This is a genomic window from Novimethylophilus sp., from assembly GCF_036504375.1.
Classification (GTDB): Bacteria; Pseudomonadota; Gammaproteobacteria; order Burkholderiales; family Methylophilaceae; genus Novimethylophilus.
This window is the reverse complement of the sequence record NZ_DASXVH010000100.1, coordinates 1-12136: the sequence shown is the minus strand read 5'-3', so window position 1 is coordinate 12136 and position 12136 is coordinate 1. Positions and strand designations below refer to the sequence as shown.

Below are 12136 nucleotides of genomic sequence, written 5' to 3'. Positions count from 1 at the left end.
CGATGCCGACGTCGACTTCGTCGAAGATCATCGTCGGGGTTTCGCCCTGTTGCGCGGTGACGACGCGGATGGCGAGGCTGATGCGGGAGAGTTCGCCGCCGGAGGCGACTTTGGCCAATGGCCTCGGTTCCACGCCGGCGTGACCGGCGACGAGGAATTCAACCTGTTCCAGCCCGTGGGCGGTGCCTTCTTCCGAACGGTTGAGGGCGATGGCGAAGCGGCCGCCGGCGAGTGCCAGGCGCTGCATTTCGGTGCTGACTTTTTCGCCGAAAGCGCTTGCCGCTTGCGCGCGGCCGTGGCTTAAATCTTTAGCCAGGGTTTCATATCGTTGGCGGGCGGCGGTTTCTTCGCGCGCCAGAATGCCGTCGTCGCTCACGTCCTCCAGTTCGGCGATGCGGGCCTGCCAGCGTTGCAGCAGTTCGGGCAGTTCTTCCGGACGGCAGCGATATTTGCGGCCTGCCGCATGAATGGCCTGGATGCGCGCGTCGATTTCGTTGAGGCGCTCCGGATCGAGGTCGGCGCGGCCCAGGTATTTTTTGAGGAAACGGTCGGTTTCCTCGACCTGGATCACGGCGGGGTCCAGCGCGTCCAGTGCTTCCTGCAACGCGGGGTCGTAGTCCAGCAGTTCGCGCAATTTGTGCTGCACCGCATGCAACTGGCGCAATGCCGACGTTTCGCCCTCAGCCAGCAGTTCGCGGCTTTCCTCGCCACCGGCCAGGATGCTGGCGGCATGGGCGAGACGGCTGTGTTCCTGCTGCAGCGCTTCCCATTCTTCGGCGCTGATGTTCAATTGGCCCAGTTCGCGTGCCTGGTCGCGCAGTTCGGCCAGTTCTTCGACGTAGGTGGCAGCGTTGCGTTCCATTTCGATGCGGCGCATATATAGCTCGCGCCAGTGCCTGTGGCTGGCGGCGACGTCGGCAGCCAGCGGAATAAAGCCGCCGTAGGCGTCCAGCAGTTCGCGCTGCGTCGCCGATTTGAGCAGGGAGTGGTGCGCGTGCTGGCTGTAGATGTCGACCAGGAAATCGCCGGCTTCGCGCAATTGCTGCATGGTTGCCGAAGAGCCGTTGATGAAGCCGCGCGAGCGGCCGTCGGCATAGAGAATGCGCCGCAGCAAACAGGTTTGTGCGTCTGCCAGTTCATGCTCCACCAGCCACGCTTGCAGCGTCGGCAGTGCGCTGATATCGAATTCGGCGGTGATTTCGGCGCGTTCGCGCCCCGTCCGTACCATGCCCGCCTCGCCGCGCTCGCCTAGGGCCAGCGACAGCGCGTCGATCAGGATGGATTTGCCGGCGCCGGTTTCGCCGGTGAGCACGGTAAAACCTGCGGAGAAATCCAGCTCGAGCTGATCGACGATGACGAAATCGCGGATGGATAATGCATGCAGCATGGGGTCGTGTCCTAGCCCCAGTTCAGTTTTTTGCGCAGCATTTCGTAATGGCTATGGCCCAGCGGGTGCAGCAGGGTGATGGTCTTGTCCAGCCGTTTCACGATCACCTTGTCGCCCATGCTCAGTTCGGCGTGCAGCTGGCCGTCGAAATGCACACGGGCATCGTCGGCGTGCATCAGCGTGATTTCCACCGTGCTCGCGCTGTTGATCGCAACCGGACGGTTGGACAGGGTATGGGGGCAGATGGGTACCAGCGCGATGGCTTCCAGCGTGGGATGCAGCAGCGGTCCGCCGGCGGACAGCGCGTAGGCCGTGGTGCCGGTGGGAGTGGAGACGATCAGGCCGTCGGAGCGCTGGCGGTGCACATACTCGCCGTCTATCGTCAGCTCCAGTTCGATCAGGCGCGCCTGGCCGCCCTTGCTGATGACGATGTCGTTGAGTGCGCGGCCTTCGCTCAGCGCCTGGTTGTCGCGCACGATCTCCGCTCCCAGCAGGATGCGCTGCTCCACCGTGTATTGCCCATCGAGGATGCGTGCCACGGCATCCAGCATGCCGTCGGTGGAAATGTCGGTGAGAAACCCGAAGCGTCCGCGATTGACGCCGACCAGCGGCACATCGTCGTCCAGCAAGGCACGCGCGGCCGTGAGCATGGTGCCGTCGCCTCCCAGCACGATGGCAAGGTCGGAAATTCTGCCGACGTTGGCCATGTCGACGCGCGGTATGTCGTCGATGCCGAGTTTTTCTGCGGTAATGGATTCGATGGCGACCTCGATGTCGCGCCCATTGAGCAGGCCGGCCAGGGCCTGGACATAGTCCCGCATCCGCGGGTCCATGTATTTCCCGATCAGCGTGACTGCTGTGAAGAGTTTTTGCATGGGTGTCATTAAACCACAGATGCCTATCCCGAAAAAGTTGCGGCGCACCCCTCTGGAACTTGTCGGTATAATCCCCATCTACTAGTCACAACAAATTTTATGGAGCAGATTTTCCGTTTGTTTATGTCATCGGATTCTTCAAAGCAGCATTCCGCGCTGGGCTGGTATTTCTTTTTCGTTTACCTGATTCTGCTGTGGATCACCCGCGATACCGTCAGCTTCGCCGCCGCCAATTCGCAGGGAATCGCCGCTTCAGCCTTCCTTCTCAATGCTTTCCTCAGCTATAACGCGCTTTATCTGCTACCGTCGATTACGCTTACCTGGCTGGTTCGCAAGCTCACCGCATGGAAATGGCCGCAGAGCCGGCTCACACGCAATGCGACCGATACCGCCGCGGTTGCCACCGGCGCGCTGACGACCTTGTTCTTCTACGCCAACGTCAAGCTGTATGCCTTGTACGGCATGTTCGTCAATGGCTTCGTGATCAACCTCATCGTGACGCCAGGCGGAATCGAGTCGCTGGGCGGCAGCGAAGCCACCAATCTTGCCTTTACCTTGATCGCGCTTGGTTTCGTTATTGCGCATGCGGCGCTGCTGGCCGGGGTGAGGGCGGCTTCGCGGCGTACGGTATTTTTCGGGAACCGCGGCCGCGGTGTGGTGCTGCCGGTGATGATCGTGTTTCTAACCTCGACTACCGGCGATCGAGCCACTTATGCGTATTCGAGCGCACTGGGCGATTCGACGATGCTGTCTTATACCGATGGCATTCCCTATTACGTCGGATTCACTGCCCGCAGTTTTTTCAAGAAGCTGGGCTTAAAGGTCAACGCCAAGCAAAATAATCTGGCGGCGGGGAGCGAATCGGCCAGCAGCCTCAACTATCCCTTGCATGCGCTCAAGACCGAGCCGCCGGCAAAGCCTCTGAATATCATCTGGCTGGTGTCGGAATCGTGGCGCGCCGACACGCTGGACCAGGAGATCATGCCGGCCACCTGGGCGTTCGCGCAGCAGGCGCAGCGTTTTACCCACCATTTCAGCGGCGGCAACGGTACGCGCAACGGCATTTTCACGATGTTTACCGGCATTCCGGGAAACTACTGGCAGCCATTCCTCGAACTCAACCGCGGCGCGCCCGTCATCGATGTCCTGCAGCAGCAGAATTACCAGATGTCGCTGTATACCAGCGCCAGGTTCTCTTACCCGGAGTTTGATAAAACCATTTTCAGCAAGGTGCCGCCCGCACAGCTGCATTGGGTGGAAAGCGGCCAGGGCTGGCAGCGCGACCGGGAGAACGTGACCAGTCTGCTGAAATTCATCGACCAGCGTGATGCCAGGCGGCCGTTTTTCACGTTCATGTTTTTCGAGTCGCCGCATGCGCGCTATTATTTCCCGCCGGAAAGCGTCATCCGCACGCCTTACCGGGATGACATCAACTACGCCACCTTGAGCAAGGAGCAATTGCGCAACGATATTGTTCCGATCAAGAATCGCTATATCAATTCCGTGCACCACCTCGACAGCCAGTTCGCACGCGTGTTCGAGTATTTAAAGGCGCACGATTTGCTGGAGAATACTGTTGTGCTCCTGACCGGAGACCACGGCGAGGAATTCATGGAAGCCGGCTACTGGGGGCATAATTCGACGATTTCCGACCCCCAGGTGAGGACGCCGCTGGTGCTGTGGATTCCGGGCATGGCGCCCGCCGCACATGACAAAATGACCAGCCATCTGGATATCATCCCCACCCTGCTGCCGCTGCTGGGCGTCAAGAACCCGGTGCAGGATTACTCCGTCGGCATCAACCTGTTGTCGTCGGAGCAGCATGATCATGTGATCATTACCGCATGGACCGAGGTGGGCTATATTGACGACACGGTCAAGATCACCCTGCCCACCAGCGTGCAGGGCGGCGGCAGGCATGTGACCGATGCCTTTGATAAGCCGCTGGCACCGGAAGAAGGGAACAAATTGTTCGAGCGGAAGCAGTCCGGTTTGCTGGCGATGATGAAGGAACTGGGCCGCTACAAGAAGAAGCAGGCTTCGCCTTGAATCGATCGGATCGATGATGCTGGATCAACGCGCACAGATTCTTCTCAAGACCCTGGTCGAACACTACATCGGCGACGGTCAGCCGGTCGGCTCGCGCACGCTGGCCCAATGCTCCGGCCTGGAACTGAGCCCGGCCAGCATACGCAACATGATGGCCGACCTGGAGGGCATGGGTTTCATCGCCAGCCCGCATACTTCCGCCGGCCGCATTCCGACGCCGCGCGGCTACCGCCTGTTCGTCGATACCCTGCTCACGGTGCGGCCGCTGGAGAGTGCCGAAATCCAGCGCCTGGAACACAAACTGCAATCGCCAGATCCGCAGGAACTGATCGACTCCACCGCCAAACTGCTGTCCGAACTCACCCGCTTCGCCGGTGTGGTGATGATCCCCAAGCGTCGCGGCGTGGCGTTCCGCCAGCTGGAATTCGTGCCGTTGTCGGACAAGCGCATCTTGCTTATTATCGTGGCTGCCGACGGCAACGTGCAGAACCGCATCATCACCACCGGGCGGGCGTTCACTTCCGTCGAACTGACGCAGGCAACCAATTTTTTCAACCAGCATTTCTCCGGCCAGACCTTCGACGAAGTGCGCCAGAAACTGCAGGCGGAGCTCAAGCGCATGCAGTCGGACATGACCCGGCTGATGACTGCCGCGCTGGAAACCAGCGACAAGGCCAAGAGCGACGACGACGGGCTGGTGCTGGCGGGCGAAAGCAAGTTGTTCAATGTGGCGGACTTGTCTTCCAACGTCGCGTCGCTGCGCAAACTGTTCGAGGCGTTCGAGAACCGCGCGTCATTGCTGCAGCTGCTGGACAACAGCCAGCGCGCCGAGGGCGTGCAGATCTTCATCGGCGGCGAATCCGGTTATTCGCCACTGGACGAATGCAGCATGGTTACCGCGCCTTACGAGGTGAACGGCGAGGTGGTCGGCACGCTGGGCGTGATCGGCCCCACGCGCATGGCTTACGAGCGGGTGATCCCCATCGTGGACATTACCGCCAAGCTCCTTTCCAACGCTTTGTCGACCCACTGATCGATGTCCGCTTACCTGCCCGAGCCGCCTTATACCCACGGTACCGCTCCTCGCGTCGGCGTCCTGCTGCTTAACCTGGGCACGCCGGATACGCCGACGCCGCAGGCATTGCGCCGTTATCTCAGGCAGTTCCTCGGCGACCGCCGCGTGGTGGAGATTCCGCGCGCGCTCTGGTGGCTGGTCCTCAATCTCGTCATCCTCAATATCCGGCCGAAAAAATCCGCCGAAAAATATGCCAAGATCTGGAGCAAAGATGGCTCGCCGCTGCTGGTGCACACAGAGCGCCAGGCCAAAATGCTGCGAGGCTATCTCGGCAACCGTTTCGGCCAGCCGATCGAAGTCGAAGTGGGCATGAGCTACGGCGATCCTTCGGTGGAATCGGCCATTGCCAAATTACGCGAACGCGGCTGCGACCGCATCCTGGCGTTCCCGCTGTACCCGCAATATGCCGCCAGCAGCACCGGGTCGGCGTTGGATGCGGTGTACCGCGTCATGCTCCGCTTGCGCTATCTGCCTGAACTGCGCGCCATCCGCCAGTATCACGACCACCCGGCCTATATCGCCGCGCTGGCGGAAAGCGTGCGTCGCTACTGGATGGAGAGCGGCAAGCCGGACAAACTCGTCATGAGCTTTCACGGCGTGCCCCGCTATACGTTGGACAAAGGCGACCCCTATCACTGCTTCTGCCAGAAAACCGCGCGCTTGCTGGCCGAGGCGCTGGGGCTCAACCAGCAGCAGTACCAGGTATGCTTCCAGTCGCGCTTCGGTCGCGCCGAATGGCTCAAACCCTATCTGGCGCAGACGCTGGCGGAGCTCGGCAAACAGAAAGCCGGTCGCGTCGATGTCATCTGCCCGGGTTTTTCCAGCGATTGCCTGGAAACGCTGGAAGAAATCGCGATGGAAGGCAAGGCCACATTTATCGGCGCCGGCGGCAGAGAATATCACTACATTCCGGCGCTGAACGAGCGCGACGAATGGATACACGCGATGGTGGACATCGTGCGCGGCCATCTGCATGGCTGGATCGAGCCGGAACATGCCCCGGCCCCGGCGGAAATGGAGCAGTCCAGACTACGCGCACAAGCGCTGGGTGCGAAACTCTAAATGGCCTGGAGTCGTTTGACCGGCGCGCCTTGCCGGATGCTGGCCGTATTATTCCTGGCGACGCTGGCGATTTATTTCTGGGGCCTGGGCAGTATTCCGCTGCTGTCTTTTAATGAAGCCCGGCGCAGCGTGCCGGTGCAGGAAATGCTCGCTTCCGGCGACTGGCTGGTGCCCACGCTCAACCATCACCTCTACATCAGCAAGCCGCCGCTGCTGTACTGGCTGGCCGGCATTCCGGCATGGCTGTTCAATTCGGCTTCCGAATGGATAGTGCGTATGCCGTCGGCGCTGGCGGCGCTGGCGATCACCTGGCTGAGTTTTTTCAGCATGCGCCGCCGTTTCGGCCTGACCCCGGCGATTTTCACCGTGCTGATCCTGATTACCAGTGCCGGCTTCACCGTCTTTGCGCGCCGTGCGGAAATCGAGATGCTGCTGGCGGCGCTGTGTTTTGGCAGCCTGCTGGCGGCTTTCGAATATATTTTCGGCAGGCGGGACAAGCGCTGGCTGGACCTCGCTTACCTCAGCCTGGGCCTGGCCTTGCTCACCAAGGGGCCGGTGGCGCTGCTGTTTTACATCCCGCCGTTGCTGGTGTTCTGGTGGCGCTATCGCCTGCCGGAAGCATTGGCTTGCCTGACCCACTGGCGCGGCTGGCTGATCGCTCTGGCCGTCGCACTGCCGTGGTATCTGATCATTTCGCTCAAGCTGGGCTGGGATATCTGGAGCCATGTCGTGGAAACCGATATCGCCGGCAAGGTCGGCAGATCCGCCGCCGATCCGCTGTACCAGTATCCGCTGTGGCTGATCGCGGATTTTCTGCCCTGGTGCCTGCTGGTGCTGGCCATGCCGCGCAAGAGCGTACGCCGGTGGCTGGCCACGCCGCAGAGCGGCTTCCTGCTGATCGCGGCCGTGGTGCCGGTGGTGATTTTTTCGCTGATTGCCAACAAGCATGCCAAATATCTGCTGCCGACCTACCCCGCGTGGGCGGCGCTGTTGGCGCTCACTGTCGCCGATTTCTATCATGCTTTGCGCGAGAAAGGCCGACAGGGCTTGCGATTGGCCGCGGTGATGCTGGTGCTGGGATTTTTCGTCTATTACGCCGTCGGCGAAACGCGCTTGCTGGCACATCGTCATGAGGCATTGCCGAAAATAGCCGCCAGACTTGCGAGCTATCCCGGCTTGCCGGTGTATGCCTGGCGCGATCTCGACCCGCGCGTGGTTTACTATCGCGGCGGGCCTGTCGCAGTGCTCAAGGACGCGGATCTGGACGCAAAGCTGCAGGCCAGGGAAAGCCTGGTGCTGTTCGTCGAGGATGCAGCGCCGGCGCAGGTGGCGGAGCACATGTGCCGCCTGGCGGAATTCGCCCCCTACCTGAAGAGCGGCCACAAGGCCACTATCTATGGCAGCGGAACGGCTTGCCCTTAAGCTATACTAACGTTTTATCGATAAAGCACTGAAAGACATGATAGTTATTACCGGCGGCGCCGGCATGATAGGCAGCATGATCGCCTGGCATCTCAATACCCGGGAGGGACGGGATGACCTGGTGATGGTCGACCGCTGCAAGCATCCCGAGCAGTGGCAGAACCTGTGCCACCGCCGCTACGCGGATTATCTCGACAAGGACGAGTTGCCGGAGTGGCTGGCGCGGAATGGCGGCAAAGTCACCGCGGTGGTCCATATGGGCGCGATCAGCGCCACTACCGAGCGCGATTTCAATCTGCTGGTACAGAACAACTTCCGCTACAGCCAGCAGCTGTGGAACTGGTGCGCGCACAACAAGGTGCCTTTGCTGTATGCCAGTTCGGCCGCGACCTATGGCAGCGGCGAGCGCGGTTATGATGACACCACCGAGGAGCTGCGGCCGCTCAACGGCTACGGCTATTCCAAGCATCTGTTCGACCAATGGGTGCTGCGGCAGGTGAAAAGCGGCGCGCCGACGCCGCCGCAATGGTGCGGTTTCAAGTTCTTCAACGTCTACGGCCCCAACGAGTACCACAAGGAACGCATGGCGAGCGTGGCTTTCCACACCTACAACCAGGTGCGCGATACCGGCACCATGCGCCTGTTCAGGAGCGACCGCCCGGAGGTAGAGGACGGCATGCAGTTGCGTGATTTCGTCTACGTCAAGGACGCCGCGGCGGTGGTTGCTTTCTTCCTGAAAAATCCCGCCCAATCCGGCATCTTCAACGTCGGTACCGGTGCGGCGCGGGCTTTCCGCGATTTGGCCGATGCGGTGATGACCAGCATGGGGCGCGAGCCCTCGATCACCTGGATCGACATGCCGGATGACCTCAAGGGCAAATACCAGTATTACACCCAGGCCAATGTGGCCAGGCTGCGTGCCGCCGGCTATGCCGAGTCGTTCCATACATTGGAAGACGGCGTGCGCGATTATGTCCAAAACTACCTCATGCAAACCGATGCCTACTGCTAGCACCATACGCAACGCGCTTAACGCGCATGCCGACACCATCGCCCGGCTCGATGCGATGATTCCCGACATCGCCCGCCTCGCGCAGGCGATGCTCGATACCCTGAATCGCGGCGGCAAGATCCTGTGGATGGGCAACGGCGGCAGCGCCGCAGACAGCCAGCATCTCGCCGCCGAGTTCGTGGGCCGTTACAAAAAGGAACGCCGCGGGCTGGCCTCGATTGCGCTCACGACGGATACCTCCATCCTGACCTCGGTGGGCAACGACTACGGCTACGATTACGTGTTCGCGCGCCAGATCGAAGCGCTGTGTACCGAGAAAGACCTTGTGGTCGGTATCTCCACCTCGGGCAACAGCCCCAACGTGCTGCGCGCCATCGAAGCGGCGAAGGCCATCGGTGCAATTACTGTGGGCTGGACCGGCGAAGGCATGGGCAAGCTCGGCACCTTGTGCGATCTCACGCTGGCTGCGCCTTCGGGGGTGACTGCGCGTATCCAGGAAGCGCACATCCTCATCGGTCATATTCTCTGCGAGCTGGTAGACGATGCAAACGCGCCTGATTGACGCAATCAAGCGCAAGTTTGCGCCTCAGAAAAAGACTGAAACCGCATGGGCGCTGGTGATCGGCGACCTCATGCTGGACCGCTACCTGTGGGGCAAGGTGGAGCGCGTGTCTCCCGAAGCACCCGTCCCCGTGGTGCTGCTCGACAAGGAAAACTGCCGCCCGGGCGGCGGCGCCAACGTGGCAGCCAATCTCGCCGGGCTGGGGCTTCGCTGCCGTTTGCTGGGGACGGTCGGCAACGATGAGGCCGGCAGGCAGCTTATCGATACCGTGAGTCAAGCCGGCGTGGAAACGCAAAGCATCGTCAGACTGGCGGAACGTCCGACGATCACCAAAACCCGCATCGTCGGCGGCCATCAGCAGATTCTGCGGGTGGACCGCGAATCCTCCGCCGCATTCAGCCCCGAAGAATTGCGCTTGCTGGAAAGTGCGGTCCGGCAGGCGATGGCGGAAGCGCCTGCAATTGTCGTGCTTTCGGATTATGCCAAAGGCGTGCTGCATCCCGAGATTTGCCAACTGGTGATCGGACTTGCCAAGCAAGCCGGCATTTCCGTGCTTGTCGATCCCAAGGGGCGCGATTATTCCAAATACCGCGGCGCGACCGCACTCACCCCCAACCGCCGCGAAACCTCGGAAGCCTGTGGCGGCATCGGCGACATCGATGCGCTGTTGAATGCCGCAGACAAACTGCGCCGCGAACTGGCACTGGACTTCCTTGCGGTGACGCGTAGCGAAGAAGGCATTTCCCTCATCGAAGACAGCCAGCGTTTGCAAATCCCCGCCATGGCCAAACAGGTGTTCGACGTTTCCGGCGCAGGCGATACGGTGATCGCCACACTTGCGGCGGGATTGGTGGCCGGACTCAGCCATTACGACGCCTTGCATCTCGCCAACCTGGCGGCCGGCATCGTGGTCGGTAAGGTCGGCACGGTCACCATTACGCCGGAGGAATTGCTGGCGGAGCTTGCGAACGAGGAAGTGCGTGAGCAAGCCGACAAGGTATGCGACCTCGACCGGTTGTTGGCGCGGGTCGCCAATTGGAAAGCCGCCGGCAAAACCATCGTTTTCACCAACGGCTGTTTCGACCTGCTGCACAGCGGTCATGTGACTTATCTCGAGCAGGCTCGCAAGCTCGGGCACAAGCTCATCGTCGGCCTCAACACCGACCGCTCGGTGAGCGCGCTAAAAGGCCCGAGCCGACCGGTGATTCATGAGGCGGACCGGGCACGCGTGCTTGCCGCGCTGGAGTCGGTCGATGCCGTCATCCTGTTCGACGAAGATTCACCGCTCAAACTCATCGATCTTGTACGCCCCAATGTGCTCGTAAAAGGCAGCGATTACGCCGAAGACCAGGTCGTGGGCGGCAAGGAAATCAAATCCTGGGGTGGGCGCGTGGCGCTCGTCGACATCGTGCCGGGGCGCAGCACGAGCGGCATCATAGGCAAGTTGGCTCCGGTAGAGAATCCGTAGGCGCAATGGCGGAGCGGATACTGATCCTGGGGCCATCCTGGGTTGGCGACATGGTGCTGGCGCACAGCCTGTTCCAAAGCCTGAAAGCCCGCCGGCCCGATGCCCACGTAGCGGTGGCGGCGCCAGGCTGGACATTGCCTTTGCTCGCGCGCATGCCGGAAGTCGACGAGGCCATTGGGCTGCCATTCCGCCACGGCGAGCTTGCGCTAGGCGAGCGCATCCGGTTCGGGCGTAGCCTGCGCGGCAAGCATTTCACCCAAGCCATACTGCTCGTCAACTCCCTCAAATCCGCGATTCTGCCCATTGCCGCCGACATTCCCCGGCGCACCGGTTTCCTCGGCGAATTTCGCTATGGTCTGCTCAACGATATCCGACCATTGGATAAAGCGGCGTTGCCGCGCACCGTGGATCGCTTCGTTGCGCTCGGGCTGGAAACGGACGAAGTGCTGCCTGCTGTACTGCCGCAGCCGTGTCTGCACGCCGATTCTGCGAGCGCACTCGCCACGATGCAGAAACTGGGCATTGCCCGGCCGGAAGCACCGGTGCTGGCGCTTTGCCCCGGTGCGGAATACGGCCCGGCCAAGCGCTGGCCAGAGGCTTATTACGCCGAGGTCGCCAATCAAATGCTTTCCCGTGGCTGGCAGGTGTGGTTGTTCGGCTCGGAAAAAGATACGCCGGTAACGGCCAATATCAATCGGTTGACTCAAGAGCGTTGTCGGGATCTCAGCGGCAAGACCAGCCTCGGAGAGGCGATCGATCTCATGTCGCTGGCCTCTGCCGTGGTGAGCAATGACTCCGGTCTCATGCATGTCGCTGCGGCGTTGCAACTGCCGCTGGTCGCAATCTACGGTTCGTCCGATCCGTCCCACACCCCTCCCATGAGCGACAAAGCAAGGGTACTGAGCCTGAATCTCTCCTGTAGCCCTTGCTTTAAACGAGAATGTCCGCTTGGTCATTTACGCTGTTTGAGGGATATTGCCCCAGAGCGAATTATTGAGAACTTGCCATCATCAGGAGGCATCCGTAGCCTATGAACCTTGCGTTATGGAAACTGACCACAGAGCAGCGCCTGCCTTGGCTTGGCGCTGTGTTGTCCTTGCCTCTCGCCGTTTGGATGATGATAAATTCTTACGGCAGCATTAACGTTGATGGCATTCTCTACATTGAAGTGGCGCGAAAATTCGATGCAGGGGGGTGGCAGCAGGGGTTCGATCTCTACAAATG

11 protein-coding genes are annotated in these 12136 nt (G+C 61.0%); 9 read left to right on the top strand and 2 right to left on the bottom strand.

The features are described 5' to 3' along the window. Positions 1 to 1387, bottom strand: a 1387-nt coding sequence (gene recN, locus VGK14_RS14045) for a DNA repair protein RecN (RefSeq protein ID WP_331509721.1), incomplete at its 3' end; no start/stop codon positions are given. An 11-nt stretch (positions 1388 to 1398) separates the two neighbouring features. Next, the gene (locus VGK14_RS14040) at positions 1399 to 2262 is read right to left on the bottom strand and encodes an NAD(+) kinase (RefSeq protein ID WP_331509720.1); all 864 of its coding nucleotides are present in this window, start codon (positions 2260 to 2262) and stop codon (positions 1399 to 1401) included. Positions 2263 to 2361: 99 nt separating this feature from the next. On the opposite strand from VGK14_RS14040, the gene VGK14_RS14035 reads away from it, so the two are divergent. The 9 genes from VGK14_RS14035 to VGK14_RS13995 all read left to right on the top strand — a co-directional run. Further along, positions 2362 to 4311, top strand: a complete 1950-nt coding sequence (locus VGK14_RS14035; protein WP_331509719.1) for a sulfatase-like hydrolase/transferase — start codon at positions 2362 to 2364, stop codon at positions 4309 to 4311. A 16-nt stretch (positions 4312 to 4327) separates the two neighbouring features. After that, positions 4328 to 5344, top strand: a complete 1017-nt coding sequence (gene hrcA / locus VGK14_RS14030; RefSeq protein ID WP_331509722.1) for a heat-inducible transcriptional repressor HrcA — start codon at positions 4328 to 4330, stop codon at positions 5342 to 5344. A 3-nt stretch (positions 5345 to 5347) separates the two neighbouring features. Beyond that, entirely contained in the window at positions 5348 to 6448 is a 1101-nt protein-coding gene (gene hemH / locus VGK14_RS14025) for a ferrochelatase (RefSeq protein WP_331509718.1), read from the top strand. After that, entirely contained in the window at positions 6449 to 7870 is a 1422-nt protein-coding gene (locus tag VGK14_RS14020) for a glycosyltransferase family 39 protein (protein ID WP_331509717.1), read from the top strand. Between the two features lie 37 nt (positions 7871 to 7907). Next, a complete protein-coding gene (gene rfaD, locus VGK14_RS14015) occupies positions 7908 to 8882 on the top strand; it encodes an ADP-glyceromanno-heptose 6-epimerase (protein ID WP_331509716.1) in 975 nt (324 codons plus the stop codon). Next, positions 8869 to 9444 carry a D-sedoheptulose 7-phosphate isomerase gene (locus VGK14_RS14010; RefSeq protein WP_331509715.1) on the top strand — a complete coding sequence of 192 codons (576 nt, stop codon included), beginning with the start codon at positions 8869 to 8871 and terminating at the stop codon, positions 9442 to 9444. The genes rfaD and VGK14_RS14010 overlap by 14 nt, the downstream gene beginning before the upstream one ends. Further along, positions 9425 to 10912 carry a D-glycero-beta-D-manno-heptose-7-phosphate kinase gene (rfaE1, locus tag VGK14_RS14005; RefSeq protein ID WP_331509714.1) on the top strand — a complete coding sequence of 496 codons (1488 nt, stop codon included), beginning with the start codon at positions 9425 to 9427 and terminating at the stop codon, positions 10910 to 10912. Before VGK14_RS14010 ends, rfaE1 begins: the two co-directional genes overlap by 20 nt. 5 nt (positions 10913 to 10917) lie before the next feature. Continuing rightward, a complete protein-coding gene (waaF, locus tag VGK14_RS14000) occupies positions 10918 to 11946 on the top strand; it encodes a lipopolysaccharide heptosyltransferase II (RefSeq protein WP_331509713.1) in 1029 nt (342 codons plus the stop codon). Then, the coding region (locus tag VGK14_RS13995) for a hypothetical protein (RefSeq protein WP_331509712.1) at positions 11943 to 12136 on the top strand (194 nt) is incomplete at its 3' end. The genes waaF and VGK14_RS13995, both read left to right, overlap by 4 nt.